This window comes from Enterobacter cloacae complex sp. GF14B, assembly GCF_004136805.1.
Lineage (GTDB): Bacteria > Pseudomonadota > Gammaproteobacteria > Enterobacterales > Enterobacteriaceae > Enterobacter > Enterobacter hormaechei_C.
This window is the reverse complement of record NZ_QFRV01000001.1, coordinates 12762-32979: the sequence shown is the minus strand read 5'-3', so window position 1 is coordinate 32979 and position 20218 is coordinate 12762. Positions and strand designations below refer to the sequence as shown.

Genomic DNA, 20218 nt, shown 5'->3' with positions numbered 1-20218 from the left:
GCGTGTTGCGCTGCACGATTTTTTTGAAGTAGTCGATGGCGTTTAGAGAATGAATACACAACAACTGGCAAAACTGCGTTCTATCGTGCCCGAGATGCGTCGCGTCCGGCACATTCACTTTGTCGGCATCGGTGGTGCTGGCATGGGCGGTATTGCCGAAGTGTTAGCTAACGAAGGCTATCAGATCAGCGGGTCTGACCTGGCGCCAAACCCTGTTACGCAGCAGCTGGCGTCGCTGGGGGCGACTATCTATTTCAATCATCGCCCGGAAAACGTGAGCGATGCGAGCGTGGTTGTGGTGTCCAGCGCTATCTCCGCGGATAACCCGGAAATCGTTGCGGCGCATGAGGCGCGCATTCCGGTGATCCGTCGCGCGGAAATGCTGGCGGAACTGATGCGTTTCCGTCACGGCATTGCGGTGGCCGGCACGCACGGTAAAACCACCACAACAGCGATGGTCTCCAGCATTTATGCGGAAGCGGGTCTCGACCCGACGTTCGTTAACGGTGGTCTGGTGAAAGCCGCTGGCGTGCATGCGCGTCTGGGCCATAGCCGTTATCTGATTGCGGAAGCGGATGAGAGCGACGCGTCGTTCCTGCATCTACAGCCGATGGTGGCGATCGTCACCAACATCGAAGCTGACCATATGGACACTTACCAGGGTGACTTCGAGAACTTAAAGCAGACCTTTATTAACTTCCTGCACAACCTGCCGTTCTATGGCCGTGCGGTGATGTGCGTGGACGATCCGGTTATTCGCGAACTGCTGCCGCGTGTCGGGCGTCAAATTACGACCTACGGCTTCAGCGAAGACGCGGATGTACGCGTAGAAGATTACAAGCAGATCGGTGCGCAGGGGCATTTCACCCTCGCGCGTCAGGATAAAGACCTGCTGCATGTCACCCTGAACGCGCCGGGACGTCACAACGCCCTGAATGCGGCGGCGGCGGTGGCTGTTGCGACAGAAGAAGGCATTGACGATGAAGCGATCCTGCGTGCACTGGAGAGCTTCCAGGGGACGGGCCGTCGTTTCGACTTCCTCGGTGAATTCCCACTGGAGCCGGTAAACGGTAAGCCAGGGTCTGCGATGCTGGTGGATGACTACGGTCACCATCCGACGGAAGTGGACGCAACCATCAAAGCGGCACGTGCGGGTTGGCCGGAAAAGAATCTGGTCATGATCTTCCAGCCGCACCGTTACACGCGTACCCGCGATCTGTATGACGATTTTGCCAACGTCCTTTCTCAGGTTGATACCCTGCTGATGCTGGATGTTTATGCTGCGGGTGAAACGCCGATTCCGGGTGCGGACAGTCGTTCTTTATGTCGTACCATCCGTGGACGCGGTAAAGTGGATCCTATTCTGGTTCCCGACCCGGCGCAGGTGGCTGAAATGCTTGCCCCGGTCCTGACGGGTAACGATCTGATCCTGATTCAGGGCGCGGGAAATATCGGCAAAATCGCCCGTACCTTAGCTGAAATCAAACTGAAGCCGCAAACTCAGGAGGACGAGCGTCATGGCTGATAAGATTGCTGTCCTGTTTGGCGGCACTTCCGCCGAACGCGAGGTTTCTCTGAATTCGGGCGCTGCCGTGCTGGCGGGCCTGCGTGAAGGTGGCGTGGACGCGCATCCGGTTGATCCGAAAGAGGTGGACGTCACGCAGCTGAAAGCGATGGGCTTCGATAAAGCCTTCATCGCGTTGCACGGCCGCGGTGGTGAAGACGGCACGTTGCAGGGGCTGCTGGAGCTGATCGGTATACCGTACACCGGCAGCGGCGTGATGGCATCCGCCATCTCCATGGATAAACTGCGCAGCAAACTGCTGTGGCAGGGCGCGGGCCTGCCCGTTGCGCCATGGGTTGCACTGACGCGTCGTGAATATGAATTGGGTCTGTCGGACAGCGTTAATACACGCATTGCGGCACTGGGCTTACCGGTTATTGTTAAGCCGAGCCGTGAAGGGTCGAGCGTGGGAATGTCCAAAGTTGATAAAGCTGTAGATTTGGCTGACGCTTTAGCACTGGCATTTCAACATGATGAAGAAGTTCTGATTGAAAAATGGCTTAGCGGGCCGGAATTTACCGTCGCGATGCTTGGCGAAGAAATTTTACCGTCAATTCGCATCCAACCCGCCGGAGTCTTCTATGATTATGAGGCGAAGTATCTCTCTGATGAGACGCAATATTTCTGCCCAGCGGGTCTTGAAGCAGAGCGTGAAGCCGAATTACAGTCTCTGGTGCTTAAAGCGTGGAATGTTCTGGGATGTCGTGGCTGGGGACGCATTGACGTCATGCTTGACGGTGACGGGCAATTTTATCTGCTGGAAGCAAACACGTCTCCGGGTATGACCAGCCATAGCCTTGTGCCGATGGCGGCGCGTCAGGCGGGAATGAGCTTCTCGCAATTAGTTGTACGTATTTTGGACCAGGCGGGCTGATATGTCTCAGGCTGCATTGAACACGCGCAACCGCGATGACGAAGAAGAATATTCCTCTTCGCGCCGGAGTAATGGAACGCGTCTTGCAGGGATCATCTTCCTGCTCGGGGTGCTGTGCACCGTGTTTATCAGCGGCTGGATGGTGCTGGGCTGGATGGAAGATGCGCAGCGGTTGCCGCTTTCAAAGCTGGTGGTGACCGGGGAGCGACACTACACGCGTAACGATGATATTCGCCAGTCGATTCTGGCGCTTGGGTCGCCTGGCACCTTTATGACGCAGGACGTCAACATTATTCAGAGTCAGATTGAACGTCTGCCGTGGATAAAACAGGCAAGTGTCAGAAAGCAATGGCCTGATGAATTGAAGATTCATCTGGTTGAATATGTGCCGATTGCGCGTTGGAATGATCAGCATATGGTTGATGTAGACGGAAATTCGTTCAGCGTCCCGAGCGATCGTGTCAACAAGCAGAATTTACCGATGTTGTATGGGCCGGAAGGCAGCGAAAACGAAGTATTGCAGGGTTTTCGTGAGATGGGGCAGGTGCTGGCTAAGGATCGCTTTACGTTAAAAGATGCTGCGATGACGGCGCGCCGTTCCTGGCAGTTGACCTTAACGAATGGCATCAAGCTCAACCTTGGCCGCGGCGATACAATGAAACGTCTGGCGCGTTTTGTCGAACTTTACCCGGTTTTACAGCAGCAGGCGCAGACGGATGGCAAACGGATAAGCTACGTTGATTTGCGCTATGACTCAGGCGCAGCAGTCGGTTGGGAGCCGGCTCCGGTCGAGGAACCTAATCAGCAACAAAATCAGGCACAGGTACAGGCAGAACAACAATGATCAAGTCGACGGACAGAAAATTGGTAGTAGGACTGGAGATTGGCACCGCGAAGGTTGCCGCTTTGGTAGGGGAAGTTCTGCCCGACGGTATGGTCAATATCATTGGCGTGGGCAGCTGCCCCTCCCGTGGTATGGATAAAGGTGGGGTAAACGACCTTGAGTCGGTGGTGAAATGCGTTCAGCGCGCCATCGACCAGGCTGAATTGATGGCAGATTGCCAAATTTCCTCTGTCTATCTGGCCCTTTCTGGTAAGCATATCAGCTGCCAGAATGAAATCGGTATGGTGCCGATTTCCGAAGAAGAAGTGACGCAGGAAGACGTTGAGAACGTTGTCCACACGGCGAAATCCGTGCGTGTTCGCGACGAGCACCGTGTGCTGCATGTGATCCCGCAGGAATACGCGATCGACTACCAGGAAGGCATCAAGAATCCGGTCGGTCTGTCGGGCGTGCGTATGCAGGCAAAAGTGCACCTGATCACATGTCACAACGATATGGCGAAGAACATTGTAAAAGCCGTTGAACGTTGTGGCCTGAAAGTTGACCAACTCATTTTCGCCGGACTTGCCGCGAGCTATTCCGTGCTGACCGAAGACGAACGTGAACTGGGCGTCTGTGTGGTCGATATTGGTGGTGGTACAATGGACATGGCTGTCTATACCGGCGGTGCGTTACGCCACACCAAAGTGATCCCGTACGCCGGGAATGTGGTTACCAGCGATATCGCTTACGCCTTTGGTACGCCACCGAGCGATGCAGAGGCGATTAAAGTGCGCCATGGTTGCGCGCTGGGCTCTATCGTCGGCAAAGACGAGAGCGTTGAAGTGCCGAGCGTAGGAGGTCGACCGCCGCGCAGCCTGCAACGCCAGACGCTGGCAGAGGTAATTGAGCCGCGTTATACCGAGCTGCTCAACCTGGTCAACGAAGAGATTTTGCAGTTACAGGAACAGCTTCGCCAGCAGGGTGTGAAACATCATCTCGCGGCGGGGATTGTATTAACCGGCGGGGCAGCGCAAATTGAAGGTCTTGCGGCCTGCGCTCAGCGCGTGTTCCATACGCAGGTGCGTATCGGTGCGCCGCTGAATATCACCGGTTTAACGGATTATGCCCAGGAGCCGTACTATTCAACGGCGGTGGGCCTGCTGCACTACGGGAAAGAGTCCCATTTAAGTGGTGAGGCAGAGGTGGAAAAACGCGTCTCGGTGGGGTCGTGGGTCAAACGACTTAACACCTGGCTGCGAAAAGAATTTTAATTTTTTTAAGAGACCGGAGAGAATTAGCGGTCTCGGGCGACAGGCACAACGGAGAGAGAGATTATGTTTGAACCTATGGAATTAACCAACGACGCGGTGATTAAAGTCATCGGCGTCGGTGGCGGCGGCGGTAACGCCGTAGAGCACATGGTGCGCGAGCGCATCGAAGGTGTTGAATTCTTCGCGGTGAACACCGATGCGCAGGCGCTGCGTAAAACGGCTGTTGGCCAGACGATTCAGATCGGTGGTGGCATCACCAAAGGTCTGGGAGCAGGGGCTAACCCGGAAGTGGGCCGCAACGCGGCTGAAGAAGATCGTGAAGCGCTGCGCGCTGCACTGGACGGTGCAGACATGGTCTTCATCGCAGCGGGTATGGGCGGCGGTACAGGTACCGGTGCAGCACCCGTTGTGGCGGAAGTCGCTAAAGATTTAGGTATTCTGACCGTTGCTGTCGTGACCAAGCCTTTCAACTTTGAAGGTAAGAAGCGTATGGCTTTCGCGGAGCAGGGTATCACCGAGCTGTCCAAGCACGTGGACTCTCTGATTACCATTCCGAACGACAAGCTGCTGAAAGTGCTGGGTCGCGGTATCTCTCTGCTGGACGCCTTTGGCGCGGCAAACGATGTGCTGAAAGGCGCGGTTCAGGGTATTGCTGAACTGATTACCCGTCCTGGCCTGATGAACGTCGACTTTGCAGACGTTCGTACCGTGATGTCCGAGATGGGCTACGCGATGATGGGCTCTGGCGTGGCGAGCGGCGAAGACCGTGCGGAAGAAGCTGCTGAAATGGCGATCTCCTCTCCACTGCTGGAAGATATCGATCTGTCTGGCGCGCGCGGCGTGCTGGTCAACATTACCGCTGGCTTTGACCTGCGTCTGGATGAGTTCGAAACTGTGGGTAACACCATCCGTGCATTCGCCTCTGACAACGCGACCGTCGTTATCGGTACCTCCCTTGATCCGGAAATGAACGACGAACTGCGTGTGACCGTTGTGGCCACCGGTATCGGTATGGACAAGCGTCCTGAGATCACCCTGGTGACTAACAAACAGACTCAGCAGCCGGTTATGGATCGTTACCAGCAGCACGGTATGGCGCCTCTGACTCAGGAGCAAAAACCCGCTGCGAAAGTGGTGAACGACCCGACTCCACAAACGGCAAAAGAGCCAGATTATCTGGATATCCCGGCGTTCCTGCGTAAGCAAGCTGACTAAGAATTGGCTGGAATTTGGGGATTTGCGCTCTTTGTGCTAAACTGGCCCACCGTTAGTGATATACACTCTCGGTTGGATAGTTAATTTGGCGAGATTATACGATGATCAAACAAAGGACACTTAAACGTATCGTTCAGGCGACGGGTGTCGGTTTACATACCGGCAAGAAAGTCACACTGACGTTACGCCCTGCGCCGGCCAATACCGGGGTCATCTATCGTCGCACCGACTTGAATCCACCGGTAGATTTTCCGGCCGATGCCAAATCTGTGCGTGATACTATGCTCTGTACTTGTCTGGTGAACGAGCATGACGTGCGGATTTCTACCGTAGAGCACCTGAACGCCGCCCTGGCGGGTCTGGGTATCGACAACATTATGGTTGAAGTCGATGCGCCAGAAATCCCGATCATGGACGGGAGTGCTGCTCCGTTCGTTTATTTGTTGCTGGATGCCGGCATCGAAGAACTGAACTGCGCGAAGAAATTTGTTCGCATTAAAGAGACCGTTCGCGTCGAAGATGGCGACAAATGGGCTGAATTCAAACCGTACAATGGTTTTTCGTTGGACTTCACCATCGATTTTAACCATCCGGCGATTGACTCCAGCACCCAGCGCTATGCGATGAACTTCTCTGCGGATGCGTTCATGCGCCAGATCAGCCGAGCACGTACCTTCGGCTTTATGCGTGATATCGAATATCTGCAATCCCGCGGCCTGTGCCTGGGCGGCAGCTTCGATTGTGCCATCGTTGTTGACGATTATCGCGTACTGAACGAAGACGGCCTGCGTTTTGAAGATGAATTTGTTCGTCACAAAATGCTGGACGCGATCGGCGACCTCTTCATGTGTGGTCACAACATCATTGGTGCATTTACCGCGTTTAAATCCGGTCATGCACTGAACAACAAACTGTTGCAGGCAGTCCTGGCAAAACAGGAAGCCTGGGAATATGTGACCTTCGAAGACGAAGCTGAACTGCCGCTGGCGTTCAAAGCACCGACTATGGTCCTGGCGTAACGGTTAAACCCGTTTCGTAAGAAAAGCGACTGGTTCACCTGGTACTCTCTCCGACCAGGGAAGCCAGTCGTTTTTATTTCTGCCCTTCTTTAATTTGTCCCTTTCACCCCTGGCCTGTGTCGGGTGCCGAATAACGGTGTGTTCGCTGCATTATTGACCGTTTTTACCTGCTGCAAGGTGTCATTCCTGCTGCCGTGTATTGGCTTTAGTGGTAATATCTGGGCGCTAAAAAAGAATAACTAAACTCAGCCTGCACTGGCGGGCGAACGTGGTGGAGCAAGTGAGCGGAATACTGACGCGCTGGCGACAATTTGGCAGACGTTACTTCTGGCCGCATCTCTTATTGGGGATGGTCGCGGCGAGTCTCGGCTTGCCTGTGCTCAGCAACAGCGCAGACGCGGCAACGCCAGCACGTTCCACGACGACCAAACACGATCTCACCACACGGGTTAACTTCACTAATCTCGCATGGCTTGAAGCCAGCCGTCGTCCCAATTTCTCCGTTGATTACTGGCAGCAGCACGCGATTCGCACGGTTATCCGCCATCTGTCGTTCGCGATGGCGCCGCAGACGATGCCTGTTGCGGAAGAAACGCTGCCGGTCCAGGCTCAGCATCTTGCCCTGCTCGATACGCTTAATGCGCTTCTGACGCAGGACAACCAGCCGCCAGTGACCGTGAATCAGACGGCGAAAACGGATTTTGTTTCCCCTGCATCCTTCTCTGTTTCGACATGGATTAGCCAGGTTCACGGCATCCGTGCCGGGCCTCAACGCCTCAGCTAAATTAACCTTTTTCAATACCTTAATTTATCTGCCCGACTGGGGCGTTTGAGAATTTATTATGCTAATCAAATTGTTAACCAAAGTTTTTGGTAGTCGTAACGATCGTACCCTGCGCCGCATGCGCAAAGCTGTGAACGTCATCAACGGTATGGAACCGGCGATGGAGAAGCTCTCTGATGATGAGCTGAAAGCGAAAACCGCGGAGTTCCGTGCGCGTCTGGAGAAAGGCGAAACCTTAGAAAGCCTGATCCCGGAAGCCTTTGCCGTAGTACGTGAGGCCAGTAAACGCGTGTTCGGCATGCGTCACTTCGACGTGCAGCTGCTGGGCGGGATGGTGCTCAACGAGCGCTGCATCGCGGAAATGCGTACCGGTGAAGGTAAAACCCTGACCGCAACGCTGCCGGCTTACCTGAATGCGCTGACGGGTAAGGGTGTTCACGTTGTTACCGTCAACGACTATCTGGCGCAGCGCGACGCCGAAAACAACCGTCCACTGTTCGAATTCCTCGGCATGACCGTGGGCATTAACATGTCCGGCCTGCCGGCACCTGCCAAGCGTGAAGCCTACAACGCGGACATCACTTACGGCACCAACAACGAATACGGCTTCGACTACCTGCGTGACAACATGGCGTTCAGCCCGGAAGAGCGCGTCCAGCGTAAACTGCACTATGCGCTGGTGGATGAGGTTGACTCCATTCTGATCGATGAAGCGCGTACCCCGCTGATCATCTCCGGCCCTGCCGAAGACAGCTCCGAGATGTACCGTAAAGTCGACAAAATCATTCCTCACCTGCTGCGTCAGGAGAAAGAAGACTCCGATACCTTCCAGGGTGAAGGTCACTTCTCCGTGGATGAAAAAGCGCGTCAGGTCAACCTGACCGAACGCGGCCTGGTGAAAATCGAAGAGCTGCTGGTTGCTGAAGGCATTATGGAAGAGGGCGAGTCTCTGTACTCCCCGAGCAACATCATGCTGATGCACCACGTAACGGCTGCACTGCGCGCGCACGCGCTGTTCACCCGCGACGTTGACTACATCGTTAAAGACGGGGAAGTCATCATCGTCGATGAACACACCGGCCGTACCATGCAGGGACGTCGCTGGTCCGATGGCCTGCACCAGGCCGTGGAAGCCAAAGAAGGCGTGGATATTCAGAACGAAAACCAGACGCTGGCATCCATCACCTTCCAGAACTACTTCCGTCTGTACGAGAAGCTGGCGGGGATGACCGGTACCGCAGATACCGAAGCGTTTGAGTTTAGCTCCATCTATAAGCTGGATACCGTGGTAGTACCTACCAACCGTCCGATGATCCGTAAGGATATGCCGGACCTGGTATACATGACTGAAGCGGAAAAAATTCAGGCGATCATCGAAGATATTCGCGAACGTACCGCGAAGGGCCAGCCGGTACTGGTGGGGACCATCTCCATCGAGAAGTCCGAAGTGGTGTCTAACGAGCTGACTAAAGCAGGCATCAAACACAACGTTCTGAACGCCAAGTTCCACGCTAAAGAAGCAGATATCGTTGCGCAGGCGGGTTACCCGGCAGCCGTAACCATCGCCACCAACATGGCGGGTCGTGGTACCGATATTATGCTCGGCGGTAGCTGGCAGGCCGAAGTGGCGGAGCTGGAAAACCCAACCCCAGAGCAAATCGCGCAGATCAAAGCCGACTGGCAAGTGCGTCACGACGCGGTGCTGGCATCCGGTGGTCTGCACATCATTGGTACCGAGCGTCACGAATCTCGTCGTATCGATAACCAGCTGCGCGGTCGTGCGGGTCGTCAGGGTGATGCCGGTTCTTCCCGCTTCTATCTGTCTATGGAAGATGCGCTGATGCGTATTTTCGCCTCTGACCGTGTGTCCGGCATGATGCGTAAACTGGGCATGAAACCTGGCGAAGCGATCGAGCACCCGTGGGTTACCAAAGCGATTGCCAACGCCCAGCGTAAAGTGGAAAGCCGCAACTTCGATATTCGTAAGCAGCTGCTGGAATATGATGACGTTGCCAACGACCAGCGTCGTGCGATCTACACCCAGCGTAACGAACTGCTGGACGTGTCCGACGTGAGCGAAACCATCAACAGCATTCGCGAAGATGTGTTCAAAGCCACTATCGACGCTCATATTCCACCGCAGTCTCTGGAAGAAATGTGGGATATCGAAGGCTTGCAGGAACGTCTGAAAAACGACTTCGATCTCGAACTGCCAATCAAAGAGTGGCTGGACAAAGAGCCTGAGCTGCACGAAGAGACCCTGCGCGAGCGTATCTACGAAACCGCGCTGGACGTCTACAAGCGTAAGGAAGAAGTGGTTGGCGCAGAGATGATGCGTCACTTCGAGAAAGGCGTAATGTTGCAGACCCTGGACTCCCTGTGGAAAGAGCACCTGGCGGCAATGGACTACCTGCGTCAGGGTATCCACCTGCGAGGTTATGCGCAGAAAGATCCGAAGCAGGAGTACAAGCGTGAATCCTTCTCCATGTTTGCCGCCATGCTGGAGTCGCTGAAGTATGAAGTCATCAGCACTCTGAGCAAAGTTCAGGTGCGTATGCCGGAAGAAGTGGAAGCGATGGAGCAGCAGCGTCGTGAAGAAGCTGAGCGTCTGGCACAGATGCAGCAGTTGAGCCATCAGACCGATGAGAGCGAAGCCGCAGCAGCAATCGCAGCGCAGACGGGCGATCGTAAAGTTGGTCGTAACGATCCGTGCCCATGCGGTTCCGGCAAAAAATACAAGGCGTGCCACGGCCGTCTGAGCTAAGAACATAACAAACTGAAAAGGCGCAGATATCTGCGCCTTTTTTATGGAAGTGACATGATGAAAACACTGCAAATTGCTGTCGGGATCATTCGCAACCCGCAAAACCAGATCTTCATTACCCAACGTGCCGCCGATGCGCACATGGCCAACAAATGGGAATTCCCCGGCGGGAAAATCGAATCAGGTGAAACGCCGGAGCAGGCGCTGGTGCGTGAGCTTCAGGAAGAGGTGGGGATCACCCCGCATGGCGCAACGCTGTTCGATAAGCTGGAGTACCAGTTTCCGGATCGTCACATCACGCTGTGGTTCTGGCTGGTGGAAAGCTGGGAAGGTGAACCGTGGGGTAAAGAGGGGCAGCCGGGTAACTGGATTGAGCTTCAGGCCAGCGATGCGGAAAAATTCCCGCCCGCCAATGAGCCTGTGATCCTCCGGCTGGTTGCACAACCGTAGGCCTGCTAAGCGAAGCGCCAGCAGGCTTTGAACGTTACTGCTGGTTTTCGCTCCAGTCATCGCTATCCGAGAGATCGCCTTCGCTCGGAATGCGTTTCTCTTCCGCCGCCCATTCGCCCAGGTCTATAAGCTGACAGCGCTTGCAGCAGAATGGGCGAAATGGACTCACTTCTCCCCAGACGACAGTTTTCCCACAGGTTGGGCAGTTTACGGTGGTTACGTCAGACATCGGCACTCCTTAACAACAGGCCAGTTCAAAATCGAGGCGTTCCGGCACGGTGCCATGTTCACTGTCCAGCGGCATAAAGCGGATCGCGAAACGGCTTTTATGTCCGGAAATTTGCGGGTAAAGCTGCTCGCTAAGAGACAGATTCAGGCGCAGAAGATCGGCGTCGTCGCCGTTATCCTGATAGAAACCGTTGAGACTGGTTTGTTTGCGGAACGGGGCAGAGTTACGCACAAGATCGAGGATCAAGGATAACGTCTGATTCATCGGCTCCAGGCTGCCCAGCCAGCTGTTCACCTGGCGATCGCGCTGTTCCTGCGGCATGTGCAACCACATATGCAGCGTTGGCAGGTCAAAGCTACAGCAACCGCCCGGTATGCTCAGGCGCTGGCGCACCAGCGCAATCAGACGATCCTCTCGTAAAAACTGGCCAACGCGCGGCGCGGCCATCAGCGTCGTGCTGCTGTTTTTCAGCTGCTGGCGTAAAGCGTCAATTCGACTTTGATCCACGCCCGGTACTTCGGCCCAGGCCTGTAATTTACGCTGCTGGCGCTCCAGCTCTTTCAACAGCTCAGTGCGGACGTCACCGCGTTCAATCACATCCAGCAGATCGCCCACGTTGCGGAAAAAATGCAGCGCGGTGGCGTGATCGTTGACAGGCAGATGTTGTGAAAGCTGTTGAATAAGAAATTCTATGCGTAGCCAGGTACGCATTTTTTCGTTAAGCGGGTGCTCAAAAAGGATATGAGTCGACATTATGGTTTTTCCTGTGCAACGGCCTGCGCGGCGAAGGTCAGATACTGCGCGTGCAGACGAGCAACATCCGATGCAATGGCATCTGGTGCGCCGTTATTATCAATAACATCATCCGCAACGGCGAGGCGCGCTTCGCGCGTGGCCTGTGCGGCAAGAATTTGTTCAGCATGTTCGCGTGAAACATGGTCACGCGCCATGGTTCTCTGGATTTGCGTTTCGCGGGAAACGTCAATCACCAGCGTTCTGTCTGCTTTATTCTGAAGCTGATTTTCCACCAGTAACGGGACGACCCACAACACATAGGGCGAACGGGCTGCGGCAATTTGACGCTGAGTTTCCTGGTGGATAATGGGGTGGAGCAGGGCATTAAGCCAGGCTTTTTCCGCTGGATCGGAAAATATGCACTCACGCAGCTGCCGACGATTCAGGGTGCCGTCAGCCTGTATCACACGGCGACCAAAATGCGCTTCGATGGCGTTTAAGGCGGGTGTATTGGGTTCTACCACATGACGGGCAATGATATCGGCGTCGATAATCGTGATGCCGAGACGAGCAAACGCGTGCGCAACGGTGCTTTTACCACTACCGATGCCGCCGGTTAATGCGACGATATACCCCATTAAATCAGATCCTGGGAATTATTCAGTTTTAAAATCAGTTTCTTAAAATTCAAACTTACAACAGCCAATGTTTAGCTCTCTTTACCCGCTTTTTACCAGGTAAATTTATAGGATTGTAGCGTAAAAAAAGAGAATTTCGCAGTCTTGCGGAGCAGGTATTAGTGCGTATGATAGCGTCACTGGAGTTGTGCTTTTAATATATTTGCCTCTAACCCCAGGAATCCGCACATGCGTATCGAAGAAGATCTGAAGTTAGGTTTCAAAGACGTTCTTATCCGCCCTAAACGCTCTACACTGAAAAGTCGCTCAGACGTTGAACTCGAACGTCAATTCACCTTTAAGCATTCCGGTCAGACGTGGTCTGGCGTGCCGATTATCGCGGCCAACATGGACACCGTCGGGACCTTCGAGATGGCGACCGCACTGGCGCAATTCGACATCCTTACTGCGGTACACAAACACTACAGCGCTGAAGAGTGGGATGCGTTTGTCGCCTCCGCCTCGGCTGACGTGGTGAAGCATGTGATGGTCTCGACCGGTACGTCTGATGCAGATTTCGAGAAAACCAAACAGATCCTGAACGCCAATCCGGCGCTGAATTTTGTCTGCATTGACGTGGCAAATGGTTATTCCGAACATTTCGTCCAGTTCGTCAGCAAGGCGCGTGAAGCCTGGCCAACCAAAACCATCATCGCGGGCAACGTGGTGACCGGTGAAATGTGTGAAGAGCTGATCCTCTCCGGAGCCGACATTGTGAAAGTGGGCATTGGCCCGGGCTCCGTTTGCACCACGCGCGTGAAAACCGGTGTGGGTTATCCGCAGCTGTCTGCGGTAATTGAATGCGCTGACGCTGCGCACGGTCTGGGCGGCCAGATCATCAGCGACGGTGGCTGCACCATGCCAGGCGATGTCGCGAAAGCCTTCGGCGGCGGCGCGGATTTCGTGATGCTCGGCGGCATGCTGGCAGGCCACGAAGAGAGCGGCGGTACCGTGGTGGAAGAGAACGGCGAGAAATTCATGCTATTCTACGGAATGAGCTCTGAATCCGCGATGACCCGTCACGTGGGTGGTGTCGCGAAATACCGTGCGGCGGAAGGCAAAACCGTTAAGCTACCACTGCGTGGTCCGGTCGAAAACACGGCGCGCGATATCCTCGGCGGACTGCGTTCTGCCTGCACCTACGTTGGGGCTTCCCGCCTGAAAGAGCTGACTAAACGCACGACGTTTATCCGCGTTCAGGAGCAGGAAAACCGCGTTTTCAATAGCCTCTGACGGCTACGGCTGGCGCGCGTCCGTGCGCCAGCGTTACCCCGCGCTCATTGCATCCCCCAGATGGAAAATCGGCAGATACATTGCCACCACCAGCGTGCCAATAATCAGACCTGTCACGACCAGTAGCAAAGGCTCAAGAAGCGCCGCCAGATTGTCTGCCTGCTGAAATGTCTGTTCCGTATGATGGCGGGCCAGATTCATCAGCATGACATCCAGTGAACCCGACACTTCTCCGGTGCGAATGAGCTGAATACACAGTGGCGTAAAAACAGAGGCCTTCTGAAAGGAGGACCACACGGGCATCCCCTGTTCGATATCGCTGCGTATCTCACGGAGTTTCTCCTGCCAGTAGCCACACTCAACGGTCTCCTCCACACTCTCCAGTCCTTGTAAAAAGGCAATTCCGGCCTGCTGGGTTAATGACAGTACGGTAAAAATTTGCCCCAGTTTTTGCCCGCGCGTCAGCGTGCCCATCACCGGTACATGTAACAAGACATACTGCCAGCGCGGATGCCGCCGCAGCTTACAGGCGATGACAACCATTGCCACGAGCAGGGCCAAAAGGGTGAGGATATGCGCCTGAACTAAGGCCGCCAGCCCCATGACTGCCTGCGTGAGCAAAGGGAGCGGGGTGTTGAACGTTTTGTAGATTGCAGCAAACTCAGGCAAAACCAGCGTGACCATCGCCAGCACCACGAAAACGGCCAGCGTCAGGATGATCAGCGGATAGCGCAGCGCTTTCTTCACCTTTGCACTGAGTTGCTGCTGGGATTTTTGTTGCTGCGCAAGCTGACGGCAGCAGGCTTCGAGCTTACCCGTCAGTTCACCCGTCTTCACCATCGAGACATAAAGGGGGCTAAACACCTCTGGCCATTTCTTCATGGCCTCTGACAGAGCGAAACCTTCGCTCAGGTCATCAGCAAGACTGTGCAGCAGCGCCTGCCAGTGCTGCAAAGGATGCTGTTCCGCCAGCATGTGCAGGCTTTGGGACAGCGTGAGTCCGGCCTGTAGCAGCGTGGCGAGCTGGCGAAAAATATCGTAGCAGTGCTGCACTTGCCATCGGTGGCGCTGCTGGCAGCGTTTTAGCGCCAGCGGGTGCAGCTGTTTAAGCACCAGAGCCGTGTAAGCTGCGTTACGGTCGATGGCCCAGAGGGTGCCGGTTTGCACCTCCCCCTCGGTGGTCAGGGCACGCCAGCGCCAGAGCGAATTAGCAGCCATCGGGCATTCCCAGGACGCGCAACAACTCTTCGAGCGTAGTCAGCCCTTGCTCTACGGCCATGCAGCCATGCTCAAACAAAGAGGTCATTCCCGCCTGACGAGCGCTGGACCCAATCACCTCCGTGCTTGCTCCGCTGGCGATGGCCTGCCGCAGCGTGTCGTCGATGACGAGCACTTCAAAAATGGCTACGCGACCATAAAAACCGTGGTAGCAGCGATCGCAGCCGGTGGGTTGCCAGCGAGGAAGCGGCCGGGGCCACAGCGTGCGGGGTAATTCGGTATGGCGGCTGGCTTCCTGTCGGCAGTACGGGCATAAACGGCGCACCAGCCGCTGGGCAATCACCATCGAGAGCGCCGAAGAGATCATCCAGCGCGCGACACCCATCTGTTGCAGCCGTACCAGCGTTTCAGTCGTCGAATTAGTATGGAGGGTGGACAGCACCAGATGCCCGGTTTGTGCCGCCTTAATGGCAATTTCTGCCGTTTCGCCGTCACGAATTTCACCTACCATAATGATGTCAGGATCCTGCCTGAGCAGGGCGCGCAGCACGCTCTGGAAGGTCAGCCCCGCACGCGGATTAATCTGCGTCTGGTTTAAGCCTGCAAGCGGGATTTCAACGGGATCTTCCACGCTGCAAATATTAACGTCAGGTGTATTTCGCGCCTGTAACGCGCTGTACAGCGTCACCGTTTTCCCGCTACCTGTCGGGCCGGTGACCAGAATCAACCCCTGAGGGCTGTTAAGCGCCCCGGCAAAACGGACCTGCTGGTCTGCGCTCATCCCCAGCTGTTCAAGCTCCAGAGCCTGCTGTACCTGGTGAAGCAGACGAAGCACGATTTTTTCTCCACCGCTACAGGGAAGGGTTGCGATACGAAAAGAGACGGGGACGCTTGCCAGCTCCACCGTAAACTGACCGTCCTGCGGCAGGCGGCGCTCCGCAATATCCAGTTGACCCAGCACCTTCAGGCGTGCGGCAAGCGTCGTCCCGAGGGCGGCAGAGATCGGCGGTTGCGGGTAGAGAACACCGTCGATTCGCAAACGGATCTGGTAGCCGTGCTCCGTCGGTTCAATATGGATGTCAGAAGCCCGCTGGTTTACTGCCTGCTGCAAGGTTGTACTGAGCACGTCAGCGGCTGAGTTTGGCGCGATGCCCGGCAGGTGTGATGATGAGAGGGACTGAAGCCTTTTTTCCATCCGTTCAGCCGTCCAGCACTCAATATCAATACGTTTCTGCGTGGCGAAGCGTAACGCTTCCATCAGCTCAGAGGCAGGATTACCCACCACCGCAATGCTGATCATCTCGGTGTCGCTTGCGAGTAGCAGTGCGTGATGGCGCTGACAGAGCGTCATAAGCTGCTCGGTATTCATTGTCCACTCCTGTCAGTTGTTGTCGAAGCGGAAAACATCTTCACAGGCTTGTCTGAGCGCCGTGTCGGACGCAATTTTGCAGTCACGCGTCCAGCCCGTCATACCGTTACCGTCGCTCCAGATCGGTGTCATGAGCACTTCAAGTCCGTTAAGGCTTTCCTGCCCTGTTAACGATACGATCCCCTTCGCCACGCTCATCGCTGAAACGTAACGTGTGGTTGTCGGGGAGGGGATGCCATTGGTGCCTGCGTCGCAGCGATCCACACCACCACGATCCAGGGCGCAAAGCTCAATGGCGGTGCGGTAGGGGATGAACGTTTGCAGCATATCGGTGAGCGCCGCTTTTCGCAGGTAGTTCTGATAGGCCGGGACGCCAATCGCGCTCAGGATGGCAATAATGCCAATGACCACCATTAGCTCAATCAGGGTAAATCCTAGTTGTCTGTTCATGTCTGCTCCTTATGTTAAGTGGCGCTACTGTGGCAGTGACTGCGCGCAGAAACGAGGGGCAAAAGCGTGAACGTGAAGGGGCTTTCAGGGAAATGATTCAGTGTTGCAGAGAAGGACAGCGTAATTGCGAGCGGTTTCGTATTTCCCCTCTCCGGGCGGAGAGGGGGGATAATTTATTTGAAGCGCATCGAGAGGTCGAGGGCGCGGACGTGCTTGGTCAGGGCGCCTACGGAGATGTAATCGACGCCGGTTTCAGCAAATTCGCGGATGGTGTCGAACGTCACGTTGCCGGACACCTCAAGCTGCGCCTGGCCGTTTGTGCGTTTGACCGCTTCACGCATCTGCTCCGTGTCGAAGTTATCGAGCATGATGATGTCAGCCCCCGCTTTAATGGCCTCGTCCAGCTCCTCCAGCGTTTCCACTTCCACTTCGACGGGCACATCCGGATGCAGCCAGAAGGCTTTTTCCACGGCCTGACGCACCGAGCCAGAGGCAATAATGTGGTTCTCTTTGATCAGGAAGGCATCGGATAGCCCCAGACGATGGTTGGCGCCGCCACCGCAGAGTACCGCGTATTTCAGCGCGGTGCGCAGGCCCGGCAGGGTTTTACGGGTATCCAGCAGCTGCGTGCGGGTGCCTGCCAGCAGGTCAACGTAGCGGCGTACTTCACTGGCAACGCCAGAGAGCGTTTGCACAAAATTGAGCGCGGTGCGTTCACCAGTCAGCAAGACGCGGGACGGGCCGTCCAGTTCGAACAGTGGCTGATTCGCCGTGACCGCATCGCCGTCCTCAACGTGCCATGTTACCTGCACCTCGTCGCCCGCCAGCTGGGTAAAGACCTCCTCAACCCAGCGTTTGCCGCAGAAAACCCCTGCTTCACGGGTGATAACCACCGCATGCGAGCGTGTCTCTTTTGGCAACAATTGGGCGGTAATATCGTTATCGGCGCTGACGTCACCGCCGAGGTCTTCTCTCAGGGCATGGGCAACGCTTGCCGGGATATCACTATTAATACGTTCCAGAAGCGCGTCACGTCGGTGGTCGGGGTTATAGCGGCGAGGCGGCATGATAAAACTCCAAATTGGTAACGAATCATAATATTGAAACATGCTACTCTGAACCGAGTAACAGCACCATAGATAAGGAGTTCCAGCATGTTGTTAGAAAACGGATGGCTGGTGGACGCGCGGCATGTACCGTCGCCGCACCACGACTGCCGCCCGGAGGATGAAAAGCCCACACTGCTGGTGGTTCACAATATTAGTCTCCCGCCGGGTGAGTTTGGCGGTCCGTGGATCGATGCGTTATTCACTGGAACGATAGATCCCGATGCCCACCCCTTCTTTGCTGAGATTGCGCATCTGCGCGTATCGGCGCACTGTCTGATCCGACGTGATGGCGAAGTGGTTCAGTATGTTCCTTTTGATAAGCGTGCCTGGCATGCCGGCGTGTCGAAGTATCAGGGGCGCGAGCGGTGCAATGATTTCTCCATTGGAATTGAACTGGAAGGAACGGACACCACGCCTTACACCGATGCGCAATATGAGAAACTGGTTGCTGTAACGCAAACGTTAATCGGGCGCTATCCCGCCATTGCAGACAATATTACAGGGCACAGCGACATCGCCCCCGAAAGAAAAACCGACCCCGGCCCGGCGTTTGACTGGTCCCGGTTTCACGCCATGCTTACCACGTCGTCAGATAAGGAGATAACATGACGTTGTTTACCATGCTGCTGGTTATGATCGCTGAACGCCTGTTTAAGCTCGGCGAGCACTGGCATCTGGATCATCGGCTGGAGGTGTTATTCCGCCGCATCAGGCGTTTTTCCATGCTGCGCACGCTGCTGATGGCGGCAGGCGTGATGGTGATTACGTTCCTGTTGCTGCGCTCGCTTTACGGCCTCTTTTTCAACGTGCCGCTGCTGGTGGTGTGGATCCTGCTCGGTGTGTTGTGTATTGGCGCGGGCAAGGTGCGTTTGCACTATCACGCGTATCTGAAAGCCGCTTCCCGGGATGATGCCCACGCGCGCGGCGCGATGGCGAGCGAGTTGACGATGATCCACGGCGTACCGCCGGACTGCGATGAACGCGAGTTTCTGCGGGAGCTGCAAAACGCGCTGCTGTGGATTAACTTCCGTTACTACCTGGCGCCGCTGTTCTGGTTCGTGGTGGGCGGACCCTGGGGGCCGGTACTGCTGATGGGTTACGCGTTCCTGCGCGCCTGGCAGACCTGGCTTGCCCGCTATCTTACGCCGCATGAACGTCTACAGTCCGGCATTGATGCCATCCTGCACGTGCTCGACTGGCTTCCGGTGCGTCTGGTAGGCGTGGTCTATGCCCTCATCGGTCACGGTGAAAAGGCGCTGCCCGCGTGGTTTGTCTCCCTTGCTGACCGTCATACCTCGCAGTATCAGGTTTTAACCCGACTGGCACAGTTCTCGCTGGCGCGTGAGCCGCACACGGACAAAGTCGCAACGCCAAAGGCTGCCGTCTCGATGGCGAAGAAAACGTCGTTTGTGGTGGTGGTGATTGTGGCGCTGCTGACGATTTACGGCACGCTGGTTTAAGCCAGCGCGCCGAAGCCGTTACGGTGTATCTGCGGGCGGGATGCCGAATTCAGGCATCCCGTTTTCGTTCCAGCGGATGAGTTTCAGGCGAGTATGGCGATTGGGATCGTAAAGCGGATCGCCTTCAATTTCAGTGTAGTTTCGCGCGTGGTAGACCAGCACATCTTCGCCCTCCGGCGTCTGCGTAAAGCTGTTATGGCCTGGCCCATACTGACGGTTTTCGTAGCTGGTGACGAACACCGGGCGCGGGGATTTATGCCAGTTAGCCGGGTTTTGCGGATCGGCATTCAGGTCTGCCCACAGTAATCCCATGCAGTAGTTCTCGTCGGTGGCGCTGGCGGAATAGCTGATAAACAGCTTATCGCCATGGAACAGCACCGCCGGGCCTTCATTGACCCAGAACCCGCGGCACTCCCAGTCATATTCCGGTTTACTGAGCATCACCGGCTCGCCTTTCAGCGTCCACGGATTTTCCATTTCACACAGGTAAAGATTCGAGTTACCGGAAATATCCGGGGCTTTTTGCGCCCACAAATACCAGCGTTTACCCTGATGAACAAAGGTGGTGGCATCCAGCGCGAAGGTGTCAAACGGGGTTTTGATTTGCCCTTTTTCCACCCACGTACCGGTGAGCGGATCGCGATCTGCGCATTCAATGGCAAACATGCGATGCTGGAACATCCCGAGCTGATCGAGCGCCTGGGTATGCGTGGCGGCAAAATAGATGTACCACCTGCCGTCGATATGATGCAGTTCCGGTGCCCAGATCAGCTGGCTCATCGGGCCGGTGTCGGGCTTGCGCCAGACAACCACCTCTTCGGCATCGCGTAAACCTTCCAGCGAGTCCGCGCGGCGGATCGCCAGCCGATCGTACTCCGGTACGGAGGCGATAAAGTAATATTGCCCATCGTGACGCAGGATATACGGGTCGGCGCGTTGTTCAATAAACGGGTTTGGCCAGGTTTGCATTC

Annotated in this window: 20 protein-coding genes; 12 read left to right on the top strand and 8 right to left on the bottom strand. The window is 55.6% G+C overall.

The window, feature by feature from the left end; genetic code table 11:
- Nucleotides 1–49: 49 nt before the first annotated feature.
- The 9 genes from murC (at nt 50) to mutT (ending at nt 10767) form a co-directional block, all read left to right on the top strand.
- Nucleotides 50–1525 carry a UDP-N-acetylmuramate--L-alanine ligase gene (gene murC / locus DD606_RS00140; protein WP_003856345.1) on the top strand — a complete coding sequence of 492 codons (1476 nt, stop codon included), beginning with the start codon at nt 50–52 and terminating at the stop codon, nt 1523–1525.
- Entirely contained in the window at nt 1518–2438 is a 921-nt protein-coding gene (locus DD606_RS00135) for a D-alanine--D-alanine ligase (protein ID WP_003856344.1), read from the top strand. The genes murC and DD606_RS00135 overlap by 8 nt, the downstream gene beginning before the upstream one ends.
- Before the next feature lies 1 nt (nt 2439).
- On the top strand, nt 2440–3282 hold the full coding sequence (gene ftsQ, locus DD606_RS00130) for a cell division protein FtsQ (protein ID WP_003856342.1): 843 nt from the start codon (nt 2440–2442) through the stop codon (nt 3280–3282).
- A complete protein-coding gene (gene ftsA / locus DD606_RS00125) occupies nt 3279–4535 on the top strand; it encodes a cell division protein FtsA (protein ID WP_003856340.1) in 1257 nt (418 codons plus the stop codon). The genes ftsQ and ftsA overlap by 4 nt, the downstream gene beginning before the upstream one ends.
- Nucleotides 4536–4598: 63 nt before the next feature.
- A complete protein-coding gene (gene ftsZ, locus DD606_RS00120) occupies nt 4599–5750 on the top strand; it encodes a cell division protein FtsZ (protein WP_003856338.1) in 1152 nt (383 codons plus the stop codon).
- A gap of 101 nt (nt 5751–5851) precedes the next feature.
- Nucleotides 5852–6769 carry a UDP-3-O-acyl-N-acetylglucosamine deacetylase gene (gene lpxC / locus DD606_RS00115; protein ID WP_003856337.1) on the top strand — a complete coding sequence of 306 codons (918 nt, stop codon included), beginning with the start codon at nt 5852–5854 and terminating at the stop codon, nt 6767–6769.
- A gap of 280 nt (nt 6770–7049) precedes the next feature.
- Nucleotides 7050–7553: a secA translation cis-regulator SecM gene (secM, locus tag DD606_RS00110; protein ID WP_032628081.1), complete on the top strand. Its 504-nt coding sequence runs from the start codon at nt 7050–7052 to the stop codon at nt 7551–7553.
- Between the two features lie 58 nt (nt 7554–7611).
- A complete protein-coding gene (secA, locus tag DD606_RS00105) occupies nt 7612–10317 on the top strand; it encodes a preprotein translocase subunit SecA (protein ID WP_003856335.1) in 2706 nt (901 codons plus the stop codon).
- Nucleotides 10318–10374: 57 nt separating this feature from the next.
- Nucleotides 10375–10767 (top strand): 8-oxo-dGTP diphosphatase MutT, encoded by a 393-nt coding sequence (mutT, locus tag DD606_RS00100; RefSeq protein ID WP_032610174.1) that lies wholly within the window; start codon nt 10375–10377, stop codon nt 10765–10767.
- A 34-nt stretch (nt 10768–10801) separates the two neighbouring features.
- Here the strand turns inward: mutT and yacG are convergent, their stop codons facing one another.
- The 3 genes from yacG to coaE are packed head-to-tail and all read right to left on the bottom strand — an operon-like array spanning nt 10802 to nt 12369.
- On the bottom strand, nt 10802–10996 hold the full coding sequence (gene yacG, locus DD606_RS00095) for a DNA gyrase inhibitor YacG (RefSeq protein WP_003856332.1): 195 nt from the start codon (nt 10994–10996) through the stop codon (nt 10802–10804).
- 9 nt (nt 10997–11005) lie between these two features.
- Entirely contained in the window at nt 11006–11749 is a 744-nt protein-coding gene (gene zapD / locus DD606_RS00090) for a cell division protein ZapD (protein WP_003856329.1), read from the bottom strand.
- Complete coding sequence (gene coaE / locus DD606_RS00085; RefSeq protein WP_003856328.1) at nt 11749–12369, bottom strand: dephospho-CoA kinase; 621 nt, start codon at nt 12367–12369, stop codon at nt 11749–11751. Before coaE ends, zapD begins: the two co-directional genes overlap by 1 nt.
- 228 nt (nt 12370–12597) lie before the next feature.
- Between coaE and DD606_RS00080 the strand changes: the two genes are divergently transcribed.
- A complete protein-coding gene (locus tag DD606_RS00080; protein WP_017383777.1) occupies nt 12598–13641 on the top strand; it encodes a GMP reductase in 1044 nt (347 codons plus the stop codon).
- Between the two features lie 33 nt (nt 13642–13674).
- On the opposite strand, the gene hofC is transcribed toward DD606_RS00080, so the two are convergent.
- The 4 genes from hofC to nadC form a co-directional block, all read right to left on the bottom strand.
- The gene (gene hofC, locus DD606_RS00075; protein WP_045895242.1) at nt 13675–14859 is read right to left on the bottom strand and encodes a protein transport protein HofC; all 1185 of its coding nucleotides are present in this window, start codon (nt 14857–14859) and stop codon (nt 13675–13677) included.
- Nucleotides 14849–16228: a type II secretion system protein GspE gene (gene gspE, locus DD606_RS00070; RefSeq protein ID WP_050871271.1), complete on the bottom strand. Its 1380-nt coding sequence runs from the start codon at nt 16226–16228 to the stop codon at nt 14849–14851. The genes hofC and gspE overlap by 11 nt, the downstream gene beginning before the upstream one ends.
- Nucleotides 16229–16240: 12 nt before the next feature.
- Nucleotides 16241–16678, bottom strand: coding sequence for a prepilin peptidase-dependent pilin (gene ppdD / locus DD606_RS00065; RefSeq protein ID WP_109949058.1), 438 nt, complete (start codon nt 16676–16678; stop codon nt 16241–16243).
- Between the two features lie 173 nt (nt 16679–16851).
- Nucleotides 16852–17745 (bottom strand): carboxylating nicotinate-nucleotide diphosphorylase, encoded by an 894-nt coding sequence (nadC, locus tag DD606_RS00060; RefSeq protein WP_032608506.1) that lies wholly within the window; start codon nt 17743–17745, stop codon nt 16852–16854.
- Between the two features lie 87 nt (nt 17746–17832).
- Here nadC and ampD point away from each other — a divergent pair, with 87 nt between their 5' ends.
- Entirely contained in the window at nt 17833–18396 is a 564-nt protein-coding gene (gene ampD, locus DD606_RS00055) for a 1,6-anhydro-N-acetylmuramyl-L-alanine amidase AmpD (RefSeq protein ID WP_003856321.1), read from the top strand.
- Nucleotides 18393–19247, top strand: coding sequence for a beta-lactamase regulator AmpE (gene ampE, locus DD606_RS00050; RefSeq protein ID WP_109949059.1), 855 nt, complete (start codon nt 18393–18395; stop codon nt 19245–19247). Before ampD ends, ampE begins: the two co-directional genes overlap by 4 nt.
- A gap of 18 nt (nt 19248–19265) precedes the next feature.
- Here ampE and DD606_RS00045 read toward each other — a convergent pair whose 3' ends face one another.
- Complete coding sequence (locus tag DD606_RS00045; protein ID WP_045350412.1) at nt 19266–20216, bottom strand: family 43 glycosylhydrolase; 951 nt, start codon at nt 20214–20216, stop codon at nt 19266–19268.
- Nucleotides 20217–20218 lie beyond the last annotated feature (2 nt).

Coding starts and splice junctions, on each gene's coding strand:
- ampE (WP_109949059.1), top strand. CDS start 18,393: ATGACGTTGTTTACCATGCTGCTGGTTATGATCGCTGAACGCCTGTTT.
- ftsA (WP_003856340.1), top strand. CDS start 3,279: ATGATCAAGTCGACGGACAGAAAATTGGTAGTAGGACTGGAGATTGGC.
- lpxC (WP_003856337.1), top strand. CDS start 5,852: ATGATCAAACAAAGGACACTTAAACGTATCGTTCAGGCGACGGGTGTC.
- DD606_RS00135 (WP_003856344.1), top strand. CDS start 1,518: ATGGCTGATAAGATTGCTGTCCTGTTTGGCGGCACTTCCGCCGAACGC.
- yacG (WP_003856332.1), bottom strand. CDS start 10,996: ATGTCTGACGTAACCACCGTAAACTGCCCAACCTGTGGGAAAACTGTC.
- ampD (WP_003856321.1), top strand. CDS start 17,833: ATGTTGTTAGAAAACGGATGGCTGGTGGACGCGCGGCATGTACCGTCG.
- murC (WP_003856345.1), top strand. CDS start 50: ATGAATACACAACAACTGGCAAAACTGCGTTCTATCGTGCCCGAGATG.
- hofC (WP_045895242.1), bottom strand. CDS start 14,859: ATGGCTGCTAATTCGCTCTGGCGCTGGCGTGCCCTGACCACCGAGGGG.
- secA (WP_003856335.1), top strand. CDS start 7,612: ATGCTAATCAAATTGTTAACCAAAGTTTTTGGTAGTCGTAACGATCGT.
- ftsZ (WP_003856338.1), top strand. CDS start 4,599: ATGTTTGAACCTATGGAATTAACCAACGACGCGGTGATTAAAGTCATC.
- ppdD (WP_109949058.1), bottom strand. CDS start 16,678: ATGAACAGACAACTAGGATTTACCCTGATTGAGCTAATGGTGGTCATT.
- DD606_RS00045 (WP_045350412.1), bottom strand. CDS start 20,216: ATGCAAACCTGGCCAAACCCGTTTATTGAACAACGCGCCGACCCGTAT.
- gspE (WP_050871271.1), bottom strand. CDS start 16,228: ATGAATACCGAGCAGCTTATGACGCTCTGTCAGCGCCATCACGCACTG.
- ftsQ (WP_003856342.1), top strand. CDS start 2,440: ATGTCTCAGGCTGCATTGAACACGCGCAACCGCGATGACGAAGAAGAA.
- nadC (WP_032608506.1), bottom strand. CDS start 17,745: ATGCCGCCTCGCCGCTATAACCCCGACCACCGACGTGACGCGCTTCTG.
- DD606_RS00080 (WP_017383777.1), top strand. CDS start 12,598: ATGCGTATCGAAGAAGATCTGAAGTTAGGTTTCAAAGACGTTCTTATC.
- zapD (WP_003856329.1), bottom strand. CDS start 11,749: ATGTCGACTCATATCCTTTTTGAGCACCCGCTTAACGAAAAAATGCGT.
- coaE (WP_003856328.1), bottom strand. CDS start 12,369: ATGGGGTATATCGTCGCATTAACCGGCGGCATCGGTAGTGGTAAAAGC.
- mutT (WP_032610174.1), top strand. CDS start 10,375: ATGAAAACACTGCAAATTGCTGTCGGGATCATTCGCAACCCGCAAAAC.